The organism is Thalassospira sp. A40-3 (assembly GCF_015871485.1).
In the GTDB taxonomy this organism is placed as follows: domain Bacteria; phylum Pseudomonadota; class Alphaproteobacteria; order Rhodospirillales; family Thalassospiraceae; genus Thalassospira; species Thalassospira tepidiphila.
This window is the reverse complement of sequence record NZ_CP065428.1, coordinates 555,916-580,178: the sequence shown is the minus strand read 5'-3', so window position 1 is coordinate 580,178 and position 24,263 is coordinate 555,916. Positions and strand designations below refer to the sequence as shown.

Genomic DNA, 24,263 nt, shown 5'->3' with positions numbered 1-24,263 from the left:
ACCTCTTTAACTGCGTTCTGGTGGAAATCAGTGGAAATCGGGCTGCGTCGGGCGGCGACCGCCCGACGCAAGAGTGCTTGTCCCAAGCAAAGCTCTATTAGAACGGGCTGTCCGGGAAATAGAAGTTCTCGGCATTTTCCTGGGTAACAACGGTCGCACCCAGGATATAGCGACCTTCAACCGGCGCGTTCGACGTGAACTTCATAACGGTCACGTCCATCGCAGTTGCGATCATTGCCGGCGGATACAGAACATCAATCGGGGTCAGTTCATCGCCATCCATCACGCGTTTGATGATGTCTTTCATGCCAGCACCGCCAACGATGAACATCTCGTCCGTACGATCAGCCTGTTTGACGGCTTCGATCACGCCAAGGGCAATGTCGTCATCCTGTGCCCAGACCGCGTTGATTTCCGGGAAGCGTGACAGGAAGTCCTGCATCACTTCATAGCCGTCATCACGGTTCCAGTTGGCATGTTTCATATCAAGGATTTCGATATTCGAGCCGTCAAGCGCTTCGACAAACGCGTCTACACGCTCGGTGTCGATCGTGGTCGGAATGCCGCGCAGAACAACGATCTTGCCTTCGTCATTGAGGCGTTCACGGATGTATTCGCCCGAAACACGGCCAAGTTCCGGGTTGTTGCCCGCAACATAGACGTCTTCAATCCCCGGAAGCGAAAGACCACGGTCAACCACGGTGACAAACTTGCCGGCCTGTTTGACCTGCTGGACCGGAACGGTCAGCGGATCAGATTCAAACGGCAAGACGACCAGAGCGTCGATATTCTGAACCGACACCAGATCTTCAAGGTCGTTTGCCTGTTCGGTTGCACCATTCGCGCTGACCACAATGACATCGATATTGGGATAGGTTGCCTCAATACGCTTTTCGGCCTGTTCGGCATGCCAGTTCAGGCCACCTGCCCAACCATGGGTCGCTGCCGGGATCGAAACCCCGATCTTGATCTTTTCCTGTGCGATTGCACCGGTCGATGCCAAACCAAGGCCCAGAACACAGGCGGCCCCCAGATATTTTGTAAACGTTTTCATCAACGTTTCCTCCTGATCAAAAAAATGATGCGTTTTCACATTCTTCCCGGACGTTGATCGCCGGTTATTTGCTCTTTTTGCGTCGCCAGTCCCCGCGCTGCAGGAATACCGCAACGATGATGATCAGACCCTGAACTGCTCCGTTCAGATAGTTGCTGATCGCATCCGTCAAATTCAGAATATTGCCAATCGTGGTCAGCATGATCGCGCCGATCACCGTGCCCCAGATCCGGCCATAACCACCCTTAAGCATCGTGCCACCAATAATCACGGCAGCAATCGCTTCAAGTTCCCAAAGCACCCCGGTCGAGCTTGAAGCCGACCCAAGACGCGGCACATAAATAATGGTCGCAACCGATACGCACAGCCCCTGAATGACATAGGTCAGGGTCTTCACACGGTCGACATGGATTGCCGAATACCGCGCAACCTGCTCGTTTGAGCCAATCGCAAAGCATTTCCGCCCGAACGGCGTCATGTTCAGCAGCACATAGCCCGCAACCGCCACGGCAAAGAAGACAAGCACCGGCACAGGAATGCCCAGAATGTCGCCGTAATAGACCGGGCGATAAACACCGCGCACATCAAAATCAAGCGACAGGGTCCCGCCATCGGCCATATAGGTCACAAGCGACCGGTAAATCCCCATGGTGCCAAGTGTGACGATAAACGCTTCGATCTTGCCCTTGGTACTCACCAGGCCATTAACAGCCCCGGCCGCAATCCCCAGCAAGACTGACAACACCACACCGATCAAAACCGTCTCGATCCCGGCCCCCAGCGTTGCGACAAGCGTATTCATCACAACAATCATCGCACCCGAAATAAACGCCGCCATCGAGCCCACCGAAAGATCAATGCCGCCCGCGGTGATCACAAAGGTAGCACCCACCGCGATGATGCCGATAAAGGCCGCACGGGTGAAAATGTTCGAGAGGTTGCCGCCGCTCAGGAACGCGTCATTAATACCCGTGCCCAGAACAAACAGGCCAACGAGGGCCAAAAACGGACCCAAGGCTTTGAAATCGATATTGAAACCACTCGAAGTCGAGGCTTCAGAGCGCTCAAGGCTACTCATGAACAGACACTCCCTGCTTGCCTGAAATTCCTGTCGCGTGCCGCATGATTTCATGCTCGTTGCGGTCGTTTCCTTCGAGAATGCCGGTGATACGCCCCGCCGCCATGACCGCGATGCGATCAGACAGGCCAAGCATTTCCGGCATTTCAGACGACAGGAGAATGACGGATTTACCGCGTTTGGTAAGATCGCCGATGAAATGATAAATCTGGCTTTTGGTGCCGATATCGATGCCGCGCGTCGGCTCGTCGATGATCACGACTTCCGGGTCGGTTTCCATGACCTTGGCTAGCAACAGCTTCTGCTGATTGCCGCCGGAAAAATCACCGACCTTGGCTTTTGGATCGGCCGCGCGAATGTCAAAGGCCTCGATCGCGTTTGCCAGTGCGGCTTCTTCGGCCTTGCGATTAAGGATCACGGTCCCGAATTTTTCAAGTGCCAGCAAAGTCAGGTTGGGCCGCATATCCATATTCAGCAACAACCCGCTGCCCTTGCGATCCTTGGTCAGATAGGCAATGCCGCATTTCTTGGCATCCTGCAGGCTGCGGATCGAAACCGGCTCGCCATTGCGTTCGATCTCGCCAGATGATCTGTCACGCAGGCCAATGATCGCCTCCATCAAGGCTGTCCGCCCGGCGCCGACAATCCCGGCAAAGCCCAGAACCTCACCGCGACGCAGATCAAAGCTGGCGTCGCGCACCTGCCCGTCAACCGATACATTGCGAACAGACATGGCCACATCATGGGCCTCAACCGGCGCGCGGTCGGGGAACATCTGTTTGATATCCCGGCCGACCATCAGGCGCGCCATGTCGTCTTTTTCAACATCAGTCACCGGCTCGGTCGTGATCAGGCGCCCGTCGCGCAGAACCGTGACGCGGTCGGCAATCGCCTTGATCTCGTCCAGCTTGTGGGAAATGTAAAGGATCGCGACACCCTGTTCGCGCAGGCGCCGGATCTGATCAAACAGGATATCAACCTCGCGCCCGGTCAAGACCGCGGTCGGTTCATCAAGGATAAGAATATCGGCGTTTTTGGAAAGTGCCTTGGCAATTTCGACCATCTGACGGTCGGAAACCGCAAGATCCTTGATGCGTGTGCGCGGATCGACATCGCATTGCAACTGATCGAGAAGCTTTTTGGCTTCCGCGCGCATCGCGGCCTTATCAAGGAACCAGCCCCGCTTGATCTCGCGGCCAAGGAAAATGTTTTCTTCGACGGTCAGTTGCTCGGCCAGGTTCAGTTCCTGATGGATCAGGATGACACCGTGATTTTCGGCAACTTCACTGTCTTCAAACGTGACTTCAGTCTGATCAAGACTAAGTGCGCCACTGGTCGGCTGATGATAGCCAGACAGGATTTTCACTAACGTCGATTTGCCCGCACCATTTTCGCCCAAAAGCGCATGCACTTCCCCCGCATGCAGATCGATGGAAACATCGAAAAGCACCTGTGCCGGGCCAAATGACTTGCAAATCTCCCGACCGGACAGCCGCACGCGCGCCTGCTGATCGGGATTAACGGCGTGAACAGCCGCATCCGTCATGAATATATCCTCCCTAGCGTCGCATTTTTTGCGATCAACTCTTGATTAAGCTCTGTGTAAACGTTTTCATTTTCGATGTAAACCTTTACATTTTGCTCGGAGTGATCAAAATCACCTGCCGATCCGGGCGTCGAATGCCGCTGGACAGCCTGCAACCGGCGGAGTAGGAAGAAGAATGACTGAAAAAATCGCGACGATTGAAGATGTTGCCCGCCAGGCAGGGGTGTCTATTGCCACTGTCAGCCGGGCCTTGCACAAACCCAATGTGGTTTCCGAAACCACACGCGAAAGAGTGCAAACTGCCATCGCCGCGACCGGTTACACCGCCAATGTCATGGCCCGGAACCTGCGCCTGAACCGTTCGGGGATGATTCTTTTGCTGGTGCCCGATATCGGAAACCCTTTCTTTTCGGCGATTCTGTCCGGCATTGAAAAGGGTGCCAGTCAGGCGGGCTATAACGTCTTGATTGGTGACACGCAAAACGATCCCGAACGCGAAGCAACCTATGCCGCCTATCTGCGCAGCAATCAGGCCGATGCCATGATCCTGCTCAATGGCAGGCTCCCGGCACCGCTTGCCAAGGCCCCGGCAAACGCCACACCACCGGTGGTGATTGCCTGCGAACGCATTCCGGGATGTGCCTTGCCAACCGTCATCATTGATAATGACGAGGCATCCTTTGTTGCGACCAACCATCTGATTGATCTCGGCCATACCCGCATCGCCCATGTCAGCGGCCCGACGGGTAATATCCTGACCACGGACCGTGTGACCGGATATCGCCGCGCCCTGAAATCGGCGGGCATCACCCACGAACCAGGCCTGATTTATCGCGGCGATTTTTCCATCGATTCCGGTATTGCCGCCGGGCGTGCGCTTCTGGCTGATCCCAAGACCCGACCAACGGCCGTGTGTTGCGCCAGTGACGGCATGGCGATCGGGGTGATTGTGGCTGCCAAGGAAGTCGGGCTTCGCATCCCGCATGATCTATCAGTTGTCGGCTTTGACGATATTCCGCATGCCGCGGCCTATGATCCACCGATCACAACCGTCCGCCAACCCCGCCGCCGTCTGGGCGAACAGGCAATTGCCTTGCTTCTGGATCGTCTGGGGTCAAAAACACCGCCGTCGCACGGCGAAACCGGGCCGGTAATCATCCCGACGGAACTGATCGTTCGCCAAAGTACCGGCCCCTGCCCCAGCTAGCGGACCGTCTTAGGCCCTGCAAACTCAGGCACCTCTAATCTCAGGCACTGGCAATCTTTTGCCACTCGCCCATGACGGAACGCGCGTTTCCTTCATGATCCTCGCCGGATTTGGCAATTTCAGAGGCAAAGATTTCAAACCGGATACCATTGGGATCGCGCATAAATAACCGGCGCGACTTGCCGTCATCCTCGCTGTGATAGACCACCTTGTGCTGGAACAGATGGTTCTGCCAGGCGATCACATCGCGCGGGGCAGAACAGCGCAACCCGATATGAAACACGTCATCGGGCATGTTTGGATCGTCCGGATAAGGCCCGGTATCGGCCGGCCAGTCAAAGAAGGACAGGCGCGTGCCATCGGGCAGCGCATAGGTAATCAACAAATAATCGGATTTCCACGACGGGCTATAGCCACTTTCCGCGTGGACCAGTGTTGCGCCCACCACTTTGGAATAAAAATGGTCGGTCGCCTCAAGATCGCGGGTCGGAAATGCAAGATGGTCGACACTTACAGGTGCAGGTGACATGGGGCCTCCTCCGTCTGAATGTATCCGTGTTACGGGCGCGACAACATGATGGTAATCATGAATGCGCCCCATGATCAACAGATGGGGCAATGACCCTTCGAAATCAATGCGATTGCCCCTTGATCAAACCGTCATGAAACCACAACATGCAGAGACGCGCGAAATCGCCTAATAAAGGCGACATTGCAGTATTGACCGCCCCTGCCCCCGCTGCTATTGGGACGCAGCAAAACGCATTTGGCAAACCCGAAGGATGGAGGCATCTGATGAATGAATACAGTTTATCTGTCTCCGTCTATTGGATGACGCACCGTCAGGCTGACCACTAGAAAAGCCGGTTGCCCCCACCAATTTGGTGATTTTGCCCAAACCCGGAACCTGACAGCGTGATCGCGCGTTCCGAGTTCACCCGCATTCCCCGTGACATAGTTGTAGAGAGCCGTCCATGCCCGCAACGCCCTATTATCTGATCGACAAGTCCAAGCTTAAACGCAACATGGAAAAGATCGCCTATGTGCGCGAACATTCCGGTGCCAAGGCGTTGCTTGCGCTGAAATGCTTTGCGACCTGGTCGGTGTTTGACTTCATGTCGGACTATATGGACGGCACAACGTCTTCGTCGCTCTATGAAGTCAAGCTGGGCCGCCAGAAATTCGGCAAGGAGACGCATGCCTATAGTGTCGCCTATTCCGATGATGAAATCGGCGAAGTCATTGAGAATGCCGACAAGATCATCTTCAATTCCATCAGCCAGCTGACCCGCTTTGCCGATCAGGCATCGGGCATCGTTCGTGGTCTTCGTCTGAACCCGCAGGTCTCGACCTCAAGCTTCGATCTGGCCGACCCGGCCCGCCCGTTCTCGCGTCTGGGTGAATGGGACGTCGCCAAGGTCGAAGCGGTGATGGACCGCATTTCCGGCTTCATGATCCACAATAACTGCGAAAATGCCGACTTTGATCTGTTTGATCAGATGCTGGGTAATATCGAGGAAAAGTTTGGATCGCTTCTCGCGCGTGTTGAATGGGTCAGCCTCGGTGGCGGCATCCATTTCACCGGCGAAGATTACCCGCTTGATAAATTCTGCGCGCGGCTCAAGGCATTCTCCGAGAAATTCGGCGTGCAGGTCTATCTTGAACCCGGCGAAGCATCGATCACCAAAAGCACCACCCTTGAGGTCACCGTGCTTGATACCCTGTTTAACGGCAAAAACCTTGCCATCGTCGATAGCTCGATCGAAGCCCACATGCTCGATCTTCTGATCTATCGCGAAAATGCCAAGGTCCTGCCGAACACGGGCGATCACCCATACATGATTTGCGGCAAGTCCTGCCTTGCCGGCGACGTATTTGGCGAATTTGATTTCGAAAACGAGATCAAGGTCGGGGACCGTATCTCCATTCAGGATGCGGCCGGCTACACCATGGTGAAAAAGAACTGGTTTAACGGGGTCGGCATGCCGTCCATCGTGATCCGGGAACTCGACGGAACAGAGCGCGTTGTGCGTGAGTTCGGTTTTGACGACTACGTTTCGAGCCTTTCGTAAAACACGAAAGCGCAGTTTTCATAGCGAACCGGGGAAGTGTTTCCCCACCTCTCAAAACAGGGGAGTTTTTGGCCCGACATGAAAAAGAATGTTCTGATTATCGGCGCAGGTGGCGTCGCCCAGGTCGTTGCACATAAATGCGCACAGCATAATGACGTGCTTGGCGATATTCATATCGCATCGCGCACGGCATCAAAGTGCCAGTCCATCATCGACAGCATCCACGAAAAGAAAAACCTTAAGAACCCCGGCGTTCTTGAAGGTCACGCCCTGGATGCAACCGACGTTGATGCGACCGCGGCCCTGATCGAAAAAACCGGCTGCCAGATCGTCATTAATGTCGGCTCTGCCTTTATCAACATGCCGGTCATGTCGGCCTGCATCAAAACCGGTGTCGCCTACCTCGATACCGCCATCCATGAAGAGCAGGACAAAATCTGCGAAACCCCGCCATGGTATGCCAACTATGAATGGAAGCGCCGTGCCGAGTGCGAGGCCGCTGGCGTAACCGCCATTCTTGGTGTCGGCTTCGATCCGGGTGTGGTGAATGCCTATGCCAAACTGGCCGTCGAAGATTACTTTGATAAGATTGAGTCGATCGACATCATCGACATCAATGCCGGCAGCCATGGCAAATACTTTGCCACCAACTTCGATCCGGAAATCAACTTCCGCGAATTCACCGGCACAGTCTATTCCTGGCAGGACAGCAAATGGCAGTCGAACAAGATGTTCGAAGTCAAAAAGATCTGGGACATGCCGGTTGTCGGCGAAAGCCAGACCTTCATGACCGGCCATGACGAAGTCCATTCCCTGTCCCAGAACCTTGACGTGCCAAACGTCCGCTTCTGGATGGGCTTTGGCGATCACTACGTCAATGTCTTCACGGTTCTGAAAAACATCGGCCTTCTGTCCGAAAAACCGGTCACCACGGCCGAGGGCCTCGAAGTTGTGCCGCTCAAGGTCGTCAAGGCCTGCCTGCCGGACCCAAGCTCCTTGGCACCGAACTATACCGGCAAGACCTGCATCGGTGATCTGGTCAAGGGGACCAAGGACGGCCAGGAAACCGAAGTCCTGATCTATAACGTGGCGGACCACAAGGACGCCTATAACGAAGTCGGAAGCCAGGGCATTTCCTATACTGCCGGTGTGCCGCCCGTCGCGGCTGCAATGCTGATCGCAACTGGCGAGTGGGACGTGAAAAAGATGGCAAACGTCGAAGAACTGCCATCCAAACCGTTCCTGAATTTGCTCAACGGCATGGGTCTTCCGACCCGCATCAAGGACGCCAACGGCGACCGCGCGCTCGACTTCTCCTAAGCGCACCGGACAACAAACAAATGCAAATGGCGGGTTTCGACCCGCCATTTTGCGTTTTTGATCAGACCGTCATTCGAACAGCTATGGATTCCAGATCTCAAGCGCGTCGCCAACTGACAATCACACCGCACATCACCAAAACGGCTCCAAATCCTGCCACGGCGGCAAAGCCGAACGCGGCATAAATCGGTCCCATGATCATTGGCCCGGCAAACACCGCCGAATAGGTCACCGCACTATTCAGCCCCATCACCGCCCCGCGCGCATCAGACGCCTGACGGTTCAACGACACCACCATCGCATTCAGGCCAAGCTGATTAAGCATCCCCCAAATGGCGGTTCCGGCCATGGCGCTGATCTGGCTTTGCAGGGTCAATCCCCAGGTGGCATAGCTTGTCGCAATCGCGATCAACACCAGACACAAATACCCCCGGGTAATTTTGGGCGATATCACGCCCAACACAAATCCCATGACGCCAAACCCCACGCCATAGGCCATAACAAACATACCGCTGCCCTGCGCTGACAGGTCAAAGGCCGTGCGCACACCCACCCCGAAAAACGCAAAACAGCCGTAAAACGCGGTCATATAAACCAGCATCACCGCCAGTAACTGCCAAACACCCGGCAGCCGAAATGCGCGCAAGGGCGATGTCCGCGTGCTCATCCCGCCACGCACATCCGACAGCAACATCACCAGAATACCGGCCACCAGCACCGACAACCCGGCCATCAGGAAATAAACCATCCGCCAGCCAAATTGCTCGGTAATGAACGCTGCGGCGGGGACTGCCACCACCAATGATAACGCCCACCCGGTCAGAACCACACCAAGCCGTGCTGCCTCCCGCCCCTTGGGGGCTGTGGCGGTGACCGTGGCATAGGATCCCGGCAACAACACACCAACGGCCACCCCGGCCAGCGCCTGCGACAGGCACAGCCAAACCCAATGCTGGCTGAGCGCGCTTGAAACCTGCGCCACCGCCAGTAAAAGGGCCGCACCGCCCAAAACACGCCCGACCGACATCCGGTCAATCATCCCGGCCAGAGTCAGCGCCGATAGGGCCGTCGCCGCCCCGAACGCCGAAATCGCCCAGGCCACATGATAGGTCTGCGTCGAAAGCCCGGCCGCCACTTCTGACAGGATCGGGCTTAAAACAAACGAATTCGACCCGACAAGCAACACCGCGCCAAGCAGGGCCAGAACCTTTACTTGCACAATGGCATTCGGATTTATCTCGGCATTTTGGTCTGTCATCACGCCATGTGATATGATTTGCCCGGTTTTAGGCAAGGAAATTCAGTACTTAGCAGATAAAAACAAAGTCCGCTCAGTAACGGGACCATCCCCGACCAGATTGCCGATGACGGCATCACGCACCATCTTCGATAAAGCAGCCGCGCGAGTCACCGCCCAACAAGGCCAAAACACAGCGCCCACCCGCGGCGATACAAAGGTTTGCGCCGCAAAATACGGCACGCGGCGAATTCTATACCTTTGGTTGATGAATTTGCGCAGAAGGCTTGGCGTGCATGAATTACACGCGATTTCACCCCACCCTTGCGGGTAGCCTGACCCCGCTGCCGCGTTGCAAAATAAATCGTTCAAAATCAACTGTTTGACAACCGAAAGCGGTTTCGGATAGCGTTTCCCTGTTCCGAAAGCGGTTTCGGAACACCAAACACCGTCAAAAAGGCGGTGAAAAGCAGTAGAGCCTGTTGCATTAAATTTGCTTCGCTTTGTTTGTTTTTGGCGTGTCGTTTGGCAAGGCACAGCGTGCAGAGCGATGCGGCGCATCGGTCAAACGGTGTAACGCCGCGAAACGCCGCCAAAAACGAACCCTGTGGGCCGGGACATTCTTCCGCCCCGCAGCGTCAAGGTCCTTGAACCGTAGCCCCGCTACGCACACCGGACCTTTCTTTGCCGGACAGAAGGATGTCCTCGGCAAAGTGAGGCAAATTTGATGCAACAGGCTCTAACGAAGACACTCAGGGAGGTTCCGTGCCGCGCGTTCGGAAGCAAAACGAAACCATGTCGATTGCCCGGCTGGCCAAACATCTTGGTTTGTCCGAGGGAACCGTTTCGCGCGCGCTTAACAATTATCCAGACATCGCCGAAAAAACCGTCGCCCGTGTGCGTAAGGCCGCCGATGAACTGGGCTATCGCCCGTCAACCACCGCACGGCGTCTTGCCCGTGGTGTTGTTGAAACCATCGGCTTTGTCCTGCCGGCCCGTGATGGTCATCAGATTGATCCGTTTCTGGCCGAAATTCTCGACGGTCTTGCCACCGAACTGGCCCTGTCTGACTGGGACTTGCTGGTCTCCGCCGTCCCTGATGGTCATGACGAGGTCGAAGTCATGGACCGCCTGATCCGCTCAGCCAAGGTTGGCGGATTTGTTGTTGCCCGCACCAAACGCCATGACCCGCGCATCGATTTCCTGCGCACATCTCACATCCCGTTTGTGGCCCAAGGCCGGACAGAGAACTGCGACGACTATGCATGGCTTGATATCGACAATGAAAAGGCCTTTGTCGATGCGGTGAATTACCTGGTCGGCCTCGGCCATCGCAAGATCGCGTTTCTCGGCGGCGATCCCGAACTTAATTACGCATGGCAACGGCGCGCCGGTTATCTTGCCGCGACCAAGGCCAAGGGTTGCGACATTCTGCCCGGCTATATGCATGACGGCATCACCAACGAACTGGCCGCCCGCGAAGCCGTTTTGGAAATTCTCAAACTCCCCGATCATCCGACCGCCATTTTGTGTGTCACCGATGCGGTTGCCATCGGCGCGATCCATGCGCTGGCCCATGCCGGTATCGATGTCGGATCGGAAATGTCCGTGATTGGTTTTGATGGCCTGCCGATGGGCGAGGCCATCCATCCCGGCCTGACCACCATGAGCCAGGCCAGCTATCAGATCGGCCGTGAAGTCGGCCGGATCGTTGTTGCGCAGGCAAACAAGGCAAAGTCGCCTGCATCCGAATTTTCCCAAATCCTGTGGGAAGCATCGCTGACCGTCCGTGGGTCAGCCAACCCGCCAGCATTGAAGCTGGCCGCAAATGCCAAGGGAGGCATCTCATGAAAACAAGGTTTACGCGTGCTTTAACGCTTGCTGCCGCTGGTCTGCTGGTTTCCACCAGCATCGCCAGTGCGCAACTGCGGTTCTGGACCACCGAAGAACAACCCGAACGCCTGGCCAAACAAGAAGAAATGGCCAAGGAGTTCGAAGCCAAAACCGGCACCTCTGTCGAAGTCATTCCGGTCACTGAAACCGAACTTGGCACGCGTGCCACCGCGGCCTACGCCGCCGGTGACTTGCCAGACGTCATTTACCTGACGCTGCAATATGTCCTGCCCTGGTCCGAGGCCGGCATCCTTGATACCGAAGCCAACAACGAAGTCGTCAACCAGTTGGGCAAGGATACCTTCGCCCCGGCCGCACTCAGCATGGCTGATTTCGACGGCGAAGTTGCCGCGGTCCCCTCTGATGGCTGGACCCAGATGGTGCTTTATCGCAAGGACCTGTTTGACGAGGCGGGCCTGGAAGCCCCCAACACCTACGCCAATATCGTCAAGGCGATCGAAGCCCTGCACAACCCGCCTGAAATGTATGGCTTTGTCGCCGCGACCAAGATCGATGAAAACTTCATGAGCCAGGTGCTCGAACATGTCTTCCTGGCAAATGGCGCAACCCCGGTGGCCGCCGATGGCTCGGTCGGTTTTGACAAGGCAAAACTGATCGAGGCGCTTGAGTTTTATAAAAAACTCGCCGATGCATCGCCCCCCGGTGATCTGTACTGGAAACAGTCGCGCGAGGTTTACTTCGCGGGCAAAGCAGCAATGATCATCTGGTCGCCCTTCATCCTTGATGAACTGGCGGGCCTTCGCGACAGCGCGCCGCCCACCATCAATAATGACCCGACCTCGGGCGAGCTCGCCTCGAAAACCGGTGTTGTCACCCGTCTGATGGGCCCGTCCAATCCGAATGGTGCCGCCTGGGGTGACATTCGCTATTTCGGTATCACCAATGATGCCGATACCGACCCGGCCGAGGAATTTGTCAAATTCTCGCTCGGTGAAGGTTACACCAGCACGCTTTCCATCGCACCCGAAGGCAAATTCCCGGTCCGTCATGGCACCGCCGACAATCCGGATGAATTTGTTAAGGCATGGGCTACGCTTCCGGTCGGTGTGGATCGCAAAAAGCCGCTGTCAGAGCTGTATGACCCGGCCGTCATCACCGACATCGTTTCCGGTCTTGAAACCGCAAACCGTTGGGGTGTTGCCGAAGGTCAGCTGGCCAAGGCATCGCGCATCATCAACAGTCAGGTCATCAACCGCCGTGTGCGCGAATTCATCGATGGCGAACGTGATGCCGATGCAACTGCTGATCTGATCAACGAAGAAGTCAGCAACATCGAATAAGCGATCTTGATCCGGGGCGTAGCTTTTTCGCCGCGCCCCGGATTTCCGATTTTCACAACGGATTTCAAGACGATGGCCCCTTCCAACTCAACCGCTCAACCTCCGGCAACCACCACGCCGCCGCGCAAAGGCAAACTGGGCCCGATGGCCCGGCGCGAAGCACGGCTTGCCCTTTGGATGCTGGCCCCGACATTTCTGATTGTCATGGGCATTGTCCTGTTTCCGTTGCTGGCCAATTTCTGGATTTCGGTCAAGCCGGTCACACTATCGGATTTGCGCCCGCCAACCCCGGTGGTGTCCGAACGGGTCCGGGGCGATTTTGACATCGCCGGGCAGGAATTTGAAATCCAGTACCGCCTGCGCAATTCATCGCGCGACGGCGATATTACCGACGTCGTCCTGACCGATACATTGCCCGCGGGCATTACGGTTATTGATCCGGGGGATGTCTGTACGGTCACGGGGGCCGAGGTCCGCTGTGCGCTTGATGGCCTTCCGGCTGGCGAACGCACCCGTCTTAAAATGACGGCTGTTTCGGATGAAAGCTTTGCCGCCAATCCGGTTTCCCCGCGCGATAGCGAACCCACCGTTACCGGCACCTCCGACAACATCCTGACCAACAGTGAATTCACCCTTGATAACTTCGCGCGGATTTTTGATTCCCACGAATTCTGGTCGGTGCTGTGGGTGACGATCACCTATACCGTCTTTGGTACTTTGGGCGCATTGGTTCTGGGCCTGTTTGCCGCACAAATGCTCAACAAACCCTTTGCCGGGCGGTCGATCATTCGCGGGCTTTTCCTGTTTCCCTATGTGGCACCGGTGATCGCGGTCGCCTTTACCTGGGTGATCCTGCTTGATCCCTTCAACGGCACATTCAACGCCATCTTGCAGCGCATGAACATCGCCGACGAGGGCGTAAACTTCTTTGGTCAGCGCGACATTCCCATTGATGTTTTCGGGCTCACCATCGATTTCCCGCTGGCCTTGGCAACGGTGATTGCCTTTGAAGCCTGGCGCTATTTCCCGCTGTCCTTCCTGTTCATTCTGGCCCGGATGCAGTCGATTTCATCTGACATGTACGAGGCCGCCGAGGTCGATGGTGCCACCCCGCTCCAGCAATTCTGGCACATTTCCCTGCCGCAACTTCTGGGCATTCTGTCCACCTTGTTCCTGTTGCGCTTCATTTGGACGTTCAACAAGTTTGACGACATCTTCCTGCTGACCGGCGGGGCGGCAGGCACGCGCACACTCACGGTCGATGTCTATGAACAGGGCTTTGCCCTGTCCAACCTTGGCGCCGGGGCGGCGGTGGCGGTGGCCATCTTTATCCTGCTTCTGGTGTTTGCCGTGTTCTATTTCAAATTCGTCCATCGGGAGGATTCGTAATGCGTATCGGTACGGGTCTTCTTCTGGGTCTTCTGACTGGCTTGCTTTGGGGCACGATTGCGGTTGCCCTCACCGGCATTTCACTGACCCTGATCACCGGCCTTCCGGCAACGCCGATCATATCGGCAGGTGCGCTTGGCGGGGCGGTCAATGCCGCCATCATCATGCTGCGCGCCCCCGCAGACCGCACACCGGGGCTTTATCTTGTCGCCTTTGCCGGCGTCATCATAACCATGATGCTGGTCTCCTTTGGTGCACCGTTCAGTCTGGCCTTCTCTGAAAGTTCGCTTATTCAGGCGTTTGGCGTCGGGTTGATCGCGCTTGCCGTGACCTTTGCCAACCGGGCGGTCCTGATCGACATTCAGTCTGGCATGCTCAAACGCTACAAAATTGATCTGGTGATTGTCCGAACCCTTAAGGGCTTTGGCTTTGTGTTCTTTAGCGTGATCGTCATCCTGCCATTTTATGTGATGGTGATGACCAGTCTTAAGAACCAGCAGGATCTGTTCCTGAACCCGCTGGATCTGTCGATTGATCTGACACAGGGCGCTGCCAGCCTGTTTGACAGCTATGTCGAACTGTTCACCAAGTTCAATTTTGGCCGCTTCCTTCTGATTTCGACCATCGTGTCGGTCTGCACTGTTTTGATCACGCTGGCCTTTTCGATCCCCGGCGCCTATGCGGTGGCACGTTTGAAATTCCCCGGACAGACCGTACTTTCAAGCTCGATCCTGCTGATCTATCTCGTGCCGATGATCGTTCTGGTCATCCCGCTTTATGCCGTCTTCAGCCAACTTGGCCTGCGCAATACGGTGGTTGGCCTTCTGATCGTCTATCCGGCCACCACGGTCCCCGTGGCCCTTTACATGCTTCAGGGCTATTTCCGCGGTCTTCCGGCCGAACTGGAAGAAGCCGGTCTGATGGATGGTTTGTCGCGCTTTGGCGTGATCTGGAAAATCACCCTGCCACTTGCCTTGCCGGCCCTTGCATCGGTGTCGCTTTATGTCTTCATGATCGCCTGGAACGAGTTCCTGTTTGCCTTCATGTTCCTCGATGATCCCGATATCTTCACCCTGTCGCGCGGGGTCGTGTCGCTCAATTCATCCGAAGTCCCGCGTCAACATCTGATGGCCGGTGCGGTGATCGCAACGGTTCCGATCCTGGTCATCTTCCTGTGGTTTGAACGCTTCCTTGTTCAGGGCCTGACCGCCGGGAGTGTCAAAGGATGAGCCAGATGAGCCAGATGAGCCAGATGCGCCAGATGCGCCTATCCCTCGATCAGCTTACCGGCACCAACAGACGTGCGGCCGACATCCTTATCGGCAATGATCGCGGCGGCTATACCGTGCCCAGTGCCAAGCTCTATCCGTTCCAGTGGAACTGGGACAGTGCGCTGGTTGCCCTTGGCTTTTCGGTGTTTGATTCTGATCGCGCCTGGCAGGAAGTCGAAAGCCTGCTTTCCGCGCAATGGGACAACGGCATGGTGCCGCACATCATTTTCTGGAAAGAGGAAAAAAGCTACTTCCCCGGACCGGAACAATGGGGCACGACCGACATTGCCAAAAGCCCGCCAACATCGGGCATCACCCAGCCGCCCGTTGCGGCAACCGTGATCGAACGGCTTCTGGCCGAAGATATTGCTGCCCATCGCGATCGCGCGGCAAAACTTCTGCCCAAACTTGATCGCTGGCATCAATGGTTTCTCGATGCCCGTGACCCGGATGGCCGTGGCGTAGTCGCCATCATGCATCCGTGGGAAAGTGGCCGCGATAATTTGCCCGACTGGGATCGCCCATTATCCTTTATCGATACCACCGGGGTTGGCACCTATCACCGCCGCGACACCGATATCGTCAACGAAGACGAACGCCCGAAAAACAACGACTACGATCACTATATGGCGCTGGTCAGGTTTGGTCGTGATTGCAATTGGGATACAGAAATCATTGCCCGCGATTGCCCGTTCTGGGTCGCTGAACCGGGCATGAATGCCATCCTGCGCCGGGCCGAACGCGACCTGATCACGATGGCAAGGCTTCTGGGCCAGGACGACATTGCCGCCCGCGCCACCGCCCGCCTTGCCCGCCTTGATGCCGGGTTTGAGTTGCTGTGGTCTGAAAAGGTTGGTGGCTATGTCACACTTGATCTCAGACGCGATGAACACGCCACCGGGCTCACATCGGGAAGCTGGCTTGCGATGTTTGCCGGGCCTGTCGAACCGACCCGGGCGGGCAAGATGGCGGCAACCCTCACCCACTGGCTATCACAGGTCAAACACGGCGTTCCAAGCTTTGATCCCAACCATGAACTGTTTGATTCCATCCGTTATTGGCGCGGCCCGGTCTGGGCCATGGTCAACTGGATGATCGCCACCGGATTGATCGAACATGGCGAAACCGATCTTGCCGATCGCATCCGGCGCGATACGCAGTCCCTTATCGACCAATCCGATTTTCGTGAATATTTCTGCCCGGTGACCGGCCGTGGTGGCGGTGGCACGGACTTTTCATGGACGGCATCGATGTCGCTTTATTGGGCGGCCCGTCCCGAAACGTTGCCCATCACCCCACACCTTTCCCAATCAGCCTCACCAACGGGCACCGCAGATCAGGAGAACACATAAAATGGGCCAGATCGAACTTAAAGGCATCCGCAAATCATTCGGCGGGATTGATGTCATCAAGGGCATCGATCTTCAGATCAATGAGGGTGAGCTGGTGATTTTTGTCGGCCCGTCCGGCTGTGGCAAATCGACATTGCTGCGCCTGATTTCGGGCCTTGTCGAAGCATCCGATGGCCAGATCCTGATTGATGGCGATGACGTCACCGGCAAGCCACCGGCCGAGCGCGAGCTTTCGATGGTGTTTCAGTCCTATGCCCTTTATCCGCACAAATCGGTGCGTGAAAATATGGGCTTTGCCCTGACCGTTGCCGGCATGCCCAAAGCCGAAATCACCCAAAAGGTCGATGAAGCCGCCGCCACCCTCAAACTCGAAGACTATCTGGATCGCAAACCCAAGGCACTGTCAGGCGGCCAACGTCAACGCGTCGCCATTGGCCGCGCAATTGTCCGCGAACCGCGCGCCTTCCTGTTTGACGAACCGCTCTCAAACCTTGATGCGGCTTTGCGCGTTGAAATGCGTCTTGAAATCGCCCGCCTGCACCAGAAACTCGGTGCCACCATGGTCTATGTCACCCATGACCAGGTCGAGGCCATGACGCTTGCCGACAAGATCGTCGTTCTGCAGGCTGGCCAGATCGAACAGATCGGCACCCCGCTTGATCTCTATCGCCATCCGGGCAACCTGTTTGTCGCCCAGTTTATCGGCTCGCCAAAAATGAATGTGGTCGACTGCAAGGGCACGGGCATGCAGCTTACCTTTGGCAATGGCAACACATCCGATATTGCCCGCAATACCGAAGGTGCCACCAAGATGGGCATTCGCCCCGAACATATGGCGCTTTGTGACGCGGGCGATGCCGGTGATGCCTCAAAGGCCATCCTGACCGGTCAAATCGATGTCATGGAACATCTCGGCTCCGACAGCTTCGCCTATGTCAATGTCCCCGATGTCGGCCTGTTCACCGTGCGCATCGTCGGTCATTCCGACGCGGTCGTGGGCGACACCGTCGGGCTGCATTTTGCATCCGGCGATGTGCATCTGTTCGACGCATCGGAAAAAACCATCCCGGCATGACGAAACCCGCATGCCGGATTTCCGAATTGGGCGTCATTGTAATTGTATGAGGATTAAAATGACGTCCAATATCGGGCTGTCAGCCTGCTGTCTGATTTTTCACCAATATTGAATAATGGGGCTGGTTATTCATTTTAAGTGAATACCGAAAAAGCCCCTTTTTGCGCTATTTCAGCGACCCCAGAACCGCCAGACTTTCATAGCGTTTGATATAGGGTTCATGAAACACCCGGTCGACAAATGCGCTGTATTCTTCCATGTCGCTGACCTGAATCCGCAGCACAAAATCATGCGCGCCCGTAACGTGATGACACTGCACAACCTCAGGCATTCTGCCAAATTCTTCACGCATCAGCATATACCGATCCGGTCGGTCGCGCTCCATGGTCAGAAGCACGATCACCATCATCTTCTTGCCAAACACCTTGGGCGACACAATCGCGACGTCGCGCTCAATCACCCCGGTTTCGCGCAGGCGCTGCACCCGGCGCAAACAGGCCGCCGATGAAAGACCAACTTTCGCGGACAGCTCATTACCTGTTAAGCGACTGTTTTCCTGCAACAATTCCAGCAGGCGATAGTCAAATTTATCGAGTTCCGCCAAGGTCCAATATCCCAAACGACGCTGTAACATCCTTCGGATAAACATGACCGAAGCAGCCAGCGAAAGAAAATCGTTTTTACAAATTCTTTGCGAAAATCTCGCACGGATTTGCGAACTTTGCGCGCCGTTTCACATAATCCAGACGTAAATTGTTTGTGGGTCCGAAGGAAACTTTGTCCCCTTATTAGCAAACAAACTAGCGAGCCAGCATCATGCCAGCACAGTTTACAAATGGATCCCTCGTCGCCACCACCAATGTCGCGCCGGTATCAGGCGTAACCATCTGGCGCTGGCTCGTCCTTTTCCCCCGCAAATGGGCACAAGCCTACAAGGTCGCCCGTGATGCGGAAATGCTTCGCAATGCCCCGCGCGAAGTGCTTGAAGACATCGGCATTGCCCGCAATGACGTTGCGTTCGTCTGCGAACATGGCCACCTGCCGAGATAACGAACTCCCTCATTAACGGTCATCAGGCGCCCCACCTGACGGACCAGCTTGAAAAGCCTGTCAGTGTCCCATGCACTGGCGGGCTTTTTGTTTTCATCATTTTTTCCTCTCCGACGGCCCGCGCCATCCGCCTTAAATCCCTTGGTAGACTGCCTGTATTGCCCTGCGACCAGCCGATCTGATGGCCGGAGATCGCCATCCCATCGCTACCAGATAACGCATTCCGGGCGTTTACCGCTTGGTTACCTGCCCCCACGCGATGATCAGGCATAACAAGCCAAAAGAGAGAGATGAGGCGGTCATGCAATATCAGCTTAAGATCAATGGAGAATCCCGTACCGTTGATGTCGAACCGGGCACCCCGCTGCTTTGGGTTCTGCGCGACGAACTGGAACTTACCGGCACTAAATTTGGTTGCGGCGTTGCCTATTGTGGTGCCTGCACTGTGCATGTCGACGGTTACCCGACCCGTTCCTGCCAGACCTTTGTCGAGGATGCGGTCGATAGCGAAATCACCACCATTGAAGGGGCAACTGACAAGATCGCCAAGGCGGTTCAGGCCGCCTGGCAGGAAAAAGATGTCGTGCAGTGCGGCTGGTGTCAGTCCGGTCAGATCATGTCGGCCATCGGCCTTCTGACCGAAAACCCCAATCCGACGGATGAGGAAATCAAGGATTACATGTACGGCAATGCCTGCCGCTGTGTGACCTATGTCCGCATCAACGAAGCCATCAAGCTCGCATCTGAAAAGCTGGAGGCCTAAGCCATGAACATCAGTGTATCCCGTCGCGGCTTCCTTAAGGGATCGGCCGCAGGCGCCACAGCCCTTTTCGTCGGTGTGAATGCCAAGGGTGTTCTGGCTGCCGGAAGCTCGGTCACTGCAAATACCGACCTGAACCCGTTTGTCAAAATTGATGCCGACGGTGTTGTCACCGTCATCATCAAACATTTCGAAATGGGTCAGGGTACGACCACCGGCCTGACCACGCTCGTCGCCGAAGAAATCGATGCCAACTGGGACAGTGTCAAAACCGATTTCGCACCGGCCGATGATGTCCGCTACAAGAACCTGTTCTTTGGCGCGCAGGGGACCGGTGGTTCGACCTCGATTGCCAATTCATTCATGCAGTACCGCGAAGCTGGTGCTGCCGCGCGTGACTTGCTTGTCCGTGCCGCGGCCCAAAGCTGGGGTGTAGATGCATCGACCATCTCTGTTGAGAACGGCGTCATTTCATCAGGGGGCAATTCCGGTCACTTTGGCGAATTCGTTGCGATCGCAGCAACCCTTGACGCCGTTGAAAAACCGACAATCAAAACCCCGGATCAGTTCAAGCTGATCGGCAACGAAAAGCTCCACCGCAAGGACAATCACGGCAAGACCACCGGAACCGCGATCTTTGCCATGGATGTCAATCTGCCCGGCATGATCTATGCCGCGATCATGCACAGCCCGAAATTCGGTGGCACCGTTGTATCGTTCGATGACAGTGCGGCAAAGGATGTCGGTGGTTTCATCGCCGCACAGGTCCTGCCAAACAAGGCGGGTGTGGTTGCCTTTGGCAAAAACACCTGGTCGGCATTCCAGGCCCGTGATGCGCTTTCGGTTGAATGGGATTTCAGCGTTGCTGAAACCCGCAGCACCGATGCCCTGATCGCGGCCCATCAAGCCCTGCTTGATGAAAAACCGGAATTCGAAATCGGCCACGAAATCACAACCGAGAATGTTGCACCCTTGATCGAAGGTGCGTCAAAAACCATCGAGGCTGACTTCACCTTCCCGTATCTGGCGCATGCGTCAATGGAATCTCTGAACTGCACGATTGAACCAACCGATTTTGGTGTGCGTGTTCATGACGGGTGTCAGTTCCCGACCATCACGCGGCCGACGGTTGCGGCGATCCTTGGGCTTAAGCCCGAACAGGTCGAAATCAAGACGCTATATGCCGGTGGTTCGTTTGGCCGTCGCGCCAACCCGACCGCCGACTACAATGCCGAGGCTGCCATGGCCTTTGCCGTGTCGGGTAAGAAAGTCCCGGTCAAACTGGTCTGGAGCCGCGAAGACGACATGAAGGGCGGCTATTACCGCGCCATGTCGGCACACCGGGCAAAGATTGGTCTGGATGCGGATGGCAAGATCGTCGGATGGGACCATCGCCTTGCGATCAAGTCGATCATGAAAGGCACAAGCTTTGAAGGCATGATGGTCCGTGACGGGGTTGATGCGACCTCTGTCGAAGGCGTATCCGAAAGCCTTTATGCCATCCCGAACCAGGCAATCGGTCTGACGGATTTCCATAACCCGGTGCCGGTTCTTTGGTGGCGTTCGGTGGGACATACCCACACCGCTTATGCCATGGAAACCCTGATGGATATGGTCGCAACCGAAAACGGTCAGGACCCGATCGCGCTACGTCTGGCCATGCTGGACGCAGCGCAGCCCAACCAGGCCCGCATGATTGAAGCCATCAAGCACGTGCGTGAAATTTCCGGATGGAAAGAAGGCGATAAGCGCGGCTTTGCCTGCCACTTCTCGTTCAATACCTGCGTCGCGGTTGTGGCGGATGTCTCGGTCGATGACACCAGCGTGCATGTCAACAAGCTGTTCATGGCGGTTGAATGCGGTGTGGCTGTAAACCCCGATGTCATTCGCGCGCAGATGGAAGGCGGGGCCGGCTACGGCCTGACAGCGATCTTGCGCAACCAGATCACCCTGACCGACGGTGAAGTCGATCAGTACAACTTCCCGGATTACGAATTGCTTCGTAATCCCGAAATGCCCGAAGTCGAGGTCGCCATCGTTCCATCGAACGGTGCACCGACCGGTGTTGGCGAACCGGGTCTGCCCCCGACCGGGCCGGCCGTTGCCAATGCGATCTTTGCGCAAACTGGCAAGCGGATTCTGGATCTTCCCATGACCAAGGCTGGTTTCGACTTCGTGTAAGAGATAACTGCTCGGGAAATCATTTTTCCCCCATCCCCCACCCCGTGGTTTCCCGGGCAGTTACCCTTTTGCTGAAAGGGCGAGGAATATGACCAATCAACTTTCTGCAATGCTTGGCACCTGGCAGGAAAACCGCGACAGCACTGAATGGGTGCTGGGAACGGTTTATCGCACCGAGGGATCTGCCTATCGCAAGGCCGGTGCCATGATGCTGATCAACGGCCACGGGCAACAGTTGGGACTGCTCAGTGGTGGCTGCCTTGAGGCCGACATTATCCGCAATGCGCGCCGGGCCATGGTGACCGGCAAGCCTGTGATGTTGACCTATGACGGCACTGACGAAGATGATCTGTCATTCAAACTTGGCGTGGGATGTGGCGGCACGGTCTATATCATGCTCCAGCCACTTGGCTCCGCGAATGATCTGGGCCTTGGCGATTTATATGAAGCCCTGCAAAAACGTCAAAGCGGCCTCTATTTCCAGAAAATCGATGCTGTCGAAGGCTATTTCGAGGCTGGTTTGCTTTATGGACAACGCCCGGCCCATATCGAAAACCGTGAAGACGGCAATTGGCTGGTGACACCGATCCAGCCTGAACCCCATGTTCTTGTCGTGGGCGGTGGCCTTGATGCTCGCCCGGTGATTGGCATTGCCCATCAGATGGGCTGGCAAACAACACTGGTCGATCCTCGCCCGGCAAATGCCCGGGCCGAGCATTTCCGGGCGGCAGGCACAATCCTGCGCAAGATTGATCGTGACTTGGCAACCTATGTGACCGATCACAAAGTCGATGCAGTTATTCTGATGGCCCATAGTGTTAGCATCGATGCCGCGGCCCTTGCGGTGCTTTGCGATGCACCGATCAAACATCTGTCCGCCCTTGGTCCACGCCATCGGTTTCGCGATGTTTTGAACGAAGCTGGCATTTCGCGGAATGATCTGGCATTTGATGTTTCAAGTCCGGCGGGTCTCGATATCGGCGGGCAACTTCCTGAAAGCATTGCTCTTTCGATGTTGTCAGGCATTCATGCCGCCCTGTTCAAGCAATCAGCGGCCCCGGCCTTGGCACAAGCCGCCGAATAATGCGACCATGATGATGACGCCACGCCCAGACATCCCGAAACCGAAACTGGCCACGCTTCTTCTGGCGGCCGGGGAAAGTGCGCGCTTTGGCGGGCGTAAGCAGCTTGCCGATATCAATGGCAAACCCATGATCGAACATGCGCTTGATGCCCTGTCGGGGATGCCAACATCTGACACCTTTGTGGTTCTTGGTGCCTATGGCGATGAAATCGCGCCGCGCCTTGATAACGGCGTGATCCTTATCACCAATGACAATTGGGCCACGGGAATGGGAAGCTCCATTGCGTGCGGCATGACGAAAATCGCGACCAACGGCGGGTATGATGGTGTTTTGATTGCCCTGTGTGATCAGGTCAATCTGACCAGCGAGGATTACACCCGATTGATCACGGCCTTTGACGGCAAACAGATTGTCGCAACCCGACATCAAGATGGGCTGGGCGTGCCTGCCATTTTCCCAAAGTCTGTCTTTGATGATTTGCAAAGCCTTGTCGGGCCGATTGGCGCGCGCAAAATCATCGACAGACATGCCGATAAAGTAACAGCCCTATCACTTGCAAATGCCGCACTTGATATCGATACCCAAGATGATCTGAAGCAAGTGAGAGACTAACCGGCCTTATGTGGCAAACAGGGCTGCGGGGTGTTTCCTGCTGACCCGTCGGCTGAATTGCGGCATGCTTGCATGTCTTGAAAAACGAGATGACGTGAATGAAAGCAACCGCCCACATCATGGTCCTTTTGGTCGAGGACAACATGGATATCGCCGCCACCGTCAGTGACTATCTGACGATTGAAGGCGTTGAATGCGACCATGCCTATGATGGTGAAACCGCCTATCAGATGGCGCTGACCGGCGAGTATGACGTCATCCTGCTTGATCTGATGTTGCCATTCCGCGACGGCATCAGCATCTGCAAGGCGCTGCGCGACGAAGGGGTGGACACCCCGGTTCTTATGTTGACCGCGCGCGATACACTTGATGACAAGATCGAAGGTTTCCACGCCGGGGCGGACGATTATCTGGTCAAACCGTTTGAGCTTGAAGAGCTTCTTTTGCGCACACGTGTTCTATCTCGTCGGCGCAGTGGCGAGGTCAGGCGTTTCTCGCTTGGTGACCTGCTTATTGATTTTGAAAACCGTTCCGTGGTGCGAGCTGGCCAGAATATCAGTGTATCGCCAACGGGTTGGACCATTTTGGAGGTTCTCGCGCAAAACAGTCCGCAGGTTGTAACCCGTTCTCGTTTGTCGATGGCGCTCTGGCAAGGTGATCCACCTGATACCAATGCGCTGAAGACACATCTTTACAAACTGCGCCATCGGATCGACAAACCGTTTGAGCAAAATCTGATTCACACCATTCCGGGCCAGGGCGTGGCCCTTCGCGAGTAGC

22 protein-coding genes are annotated in these 24,263 nt (G+C 55.9%); 15 read left to right on the top strand and 7 right to left on the bottom strand.

What is annotated here, in order from left to right; genetic code table 11:
* Window positions 1-97: 97 nt before the first annotated feature.
* The 3 genes from IT893_RS02610 to IT893_RS02600 form a co-directional block, all read right to left on the bottom strand.
* The gene (locus IT893_RS02610; protein WP_040823275.1) at window positions 98-1,054 is read right to left on the bottom strand and encodes an ABC transporter substrate-binding protein; all 957 of its coding nucleotides are present in this window, start codon (window positions 1,052-1,054) and stop codon (window positions 98-100) included.
* A gap of 64 nt (window positions 1,055-1,118) precedes the next feature.
* Window positions 1,119-2,132: an ABC transporter permease gene (locus IT893_RS02605; RefSeq protein ID WP_008890019.1), complete on the bottom strand. Its 1,014-nt coding sequence runs from the start codon at window positions 2,130-2,132 to the stop codon at window positions 1,119-1,121.
* Window positions 2,125-3,678, bottom strand: coding sequence for a sugar ABC transporter ATP-binding protein (locus tag IT893_RS02600; RefSeq protein ID WP_197146731.1), 1,554 nt, complete (start codon window positions 3,676-3,678; stop codon window positions 2,125-2,127). The genes IT893_RS02605 and IT893_RS02600 overlap by 8 nt, the downstream gene beginning before the upstream one ends.
* Before the next feature lie 175 nt (window positions 3,679-3,853).
* On the opposite strand from IT893_RS02600, the gene IT893_RS02595 reads away from it, so the two are divergent.
* The gene (locus IT893_RS02595; RefSeq protein WP_197146730.1) at window positions 3,854-4,885 is read left to right on the top strand and encodes a LacI family DNA-binding transcriptional regulator; all 1,032 of its coding nucleotides are present in this window, start codon (window positions 3,854-3,856) and stop codon (window positions 4,883-4,885) included.
* 40 nt (window positions 4,886-4,925) lie between these two features.
* On the opposite strand, the gene IT893_RS02590 is transcribed toward IT893_RS02595, so the two are convergent.
* A complete protein-coding gene (locus IT893_RS02590) occupies window positions 4,926-5,414 on the bottom strand; it encodes a VOC family protein (RefSeq protein WP_063086976.1) in 489 nt (162 codons plus the stop codon).
* A 445-nt stretch (window positions 5,415-5,859) separates the two neighbouring features.
* Here IT893_RS02590 and nspC point away from each other — a divergent pair, with 445 nt between their 5' ends.
* On the top strand, window positions 5,860-6,957 hold the full coding sequence (gene nspC / locus IT893_RS02585; protein WP_197146729.1) for a carboxynorspermidine decarboxylase: 1,098 nt from the start codon (window positions 5,860-5,862) through the stop codon (window positions 6,955-6,957).
* A gap of 78 nt (window positions 6,958-7,035) precedes the next feature.
* On the top strand, window positions 7,036-8,277 hold the full coding sequence (locus tag IT893_RS02580; protein ID WP_197146728.1) for a saccharopine dehydrogenase family protein: 1,242 nt from the start codon (window positions 7,036-7,038) through the stop codon (window positions 8,275-8,277).
* A gap of 97 nt (window positions 8,278-8,374) precedes the next feature.
* Here the strand turns inward: IT893_RS02580 and IT893_RS02575 are convergent, their stop codons facing one another.
* Window positions 8,375-9,535, bottom strand: a complete 1,161-nt coding sequence (locus IT893_RS02575; RefSeq protein ID WP_252724058.1) for an MFS transporter — start codon at window positions 9,533-9,535, stop codon at window positions 8,375-8,377.
* 42 nt (window positions 9,536-9,577) lie between these two features.
* Window positions 9,578-10,075, bottom strand: coding sequence for a hypothetical protein (locus IT893_RS02570; RefSeq protein WP_197146726.1), 498 nt, complete (start codon window positions 10,073-10,075; stop codon window positions 9,578-9,580).
* 204 nt (window positions 10,076-10,279) lie between these two features.
* Here IT893_RS02570 and IT893_RS02565 point away from each other — a divergent pair, with 204 nt between their 5' ends.
* The 6 genes from IT893_RS02565 (at window position 10,280) to IT893_RS02540 (ending at window position 17,795) form a co-directional block, all read left to right on the top strand.
* Window positions 10,280-11,365, top strand: coding sequence for a substrate-binding domain-containing protein (locus IT893_RS02565; RefSeq protein WP_197146725.1), 1,086 nt, complete (start codon window positions 10,280-10,282; stop codon window positions 11,363-11,365).
* Complete coding sequence (locus tag IT893_RS02560; RefSeq protein WP_197146724.1) at window positions 11,362-12,708, top strand: ABC transporter substrate-binding protein; 1,347 nt, start codon at window positions 11,362-11,364, stop codon at window positions 12,706-12,708. The genes IT893_RS02565 and IT893_RS02560 overlap by 4 nt, the downstream gene beginning before the upstream one ends.
* Window positions 12,709-12,780: 72 nt before the next feature.
* The gene (locus tag IT893_RS02555; RefSeq protein ID WP_197146723.1) at window positions 12,781-14,097 is read left to right on the top strand and encodes a sugar ABC transporter permease; all 1,317 of its coding nucleotides are present in this window, start codon (window positions 12,781-12,783) and stop codon (window positions 14,095-14,097) included.
* A complete protein-coding gene (locus tag IT893_RS02550) occupies window positions 14,097-15,326 on the top strand; it encodes a carbohydrate ABC transporter permease (RefSeq protein WP_120225610.1) in 1,230 nt (409 codons plus the stop codon). Before IT893_RS02555 ends, IT893_RS02550 begins: the two co-directional genes overlap by 1 nt.
* On the top strand, window positions 15,323-16,720 hold the full coding sequence (locus tag IT893_RS02545; RefSeq protein ID WP_252724057.1) for a trehalase family glycosidase: 1,398 nt from the start codon (window positions 15,323-15,325) through the stop codon (window positions 16,718-16,720). Before IT893_RS02550 ends, IT893_RS02545 begins: the two co-directional genes overlap by 4 nt.
* A gap of 1 nt (window position 16,721) precedes the next feature.
* Window positions 16,722-17,795, top strand: a complete 1,074-nt coding sequence (locus tag IT893_RS02540) for an ABC transporter ATP-binding protein (RefSeq protein WP_197146722.1) — start codon at window positions 16,722-16,724, stop codon at window positions 17,793-17,795.
* Between the two features lie 166 nt (window positions 17,796-17,961).
* Here the strand turns inward: IT893_RS02540 and IT893_RS02535 are convergent, their stop codons facing one another.
* Entirely contained in the window at window positions 17,962-18,399 is a 438-nt protein-coding gene (locus IT893_RS02535) for an Lrp/AsnC family transcriptional regulator (RefSeq protein WP_062955801.1), read from the bottom strand.
* A gap of 212 nt (window positions 18,400-18,611) precedes the next feature.
* On the opposite strand from IT893_RS02535, the gene IT893_RS02530 reads away from it, so the two are divergent.
* The 6 genes from IT893_RS02530 to IT893_RS02505 all read left to right on the top strand — a co-directional run bounded on the left by IT893_RS02530 (window position 18,612) and on the right by IT893_RS02505 (window position 24,262).
* Window positions 18,612-18,845 carry a hypothetical protein gene (locus IT893_RS02530; protein ID WP_008890004.1) on the top strand — a complete coding sequence of 78 codons (234 nt, stop codon included), beginning with the start codon at window positions 18,612-18,614 and terminating at the stop codon, window positions 18,843-18,845.
* A 301-nt stretch (window positions 18,846-19,146) separates the two neighbouring features.
* Complete coding sequence (locus IT893_RS02525) at window positions 19,147-19,608, top strand: (2Fe-2S)-binding protein (protein WP_197146721.1); 462 nt, start codon at window positions 19,147-19,149, stop codon at window positions 19,606-19,608.
* 3 nt (window positions 19,609-19,611) lie between these two features.
* A complete protein-coding gene (locus tag IT893_RS02520) occupies window positions 19,612-21,786 on the top strand; it encodes a xanthine dehydrogenase family protein molybdopterin-binding subunit (protein ID WP_197146720.1) in 2,175 nt (724 codons plus the stop codon).
* An 88-nt stretch (window positions 21,787-21,874) separates the two neighbouring features.
* Complete coding sequence (locus tag IT893_RS02515) at window positions 21,875-22,870, top strand: XdhC family protein (RefSeq protein WP_197146719.1); 996 nt, start codon at window positions 21,875-21,877, stop codon at window positions 22,868-22,870.
* A 7-nt stretch (window positions 22,871-22,877) separates the two neighbouring features.
* Complete coding sequence (locus tag IT893_RS02510) at window positions 22,878-23,483, top strand: NTP transferase domain-containing protein (protein WP_252724056.1); 606 nt, start codon at window positions 22,878-22,880, stop codon at window positions 23,481-23,483.
* 98 nt (window positions 23,484-23,581) lie between these two features.
* Window positions 23,582-24,262 (top strand): response regulator transcription factor, encoded by a 681-nt coding sequence (locus IT893_RS02505; RefSeq protein WP_008889999.1) that lies wholly within the window; start codon window positions 23,582-23,584, stop codon window positions 24,260-24,262.
* Window position 24,263: the final 1 nt, after the last annotated feature.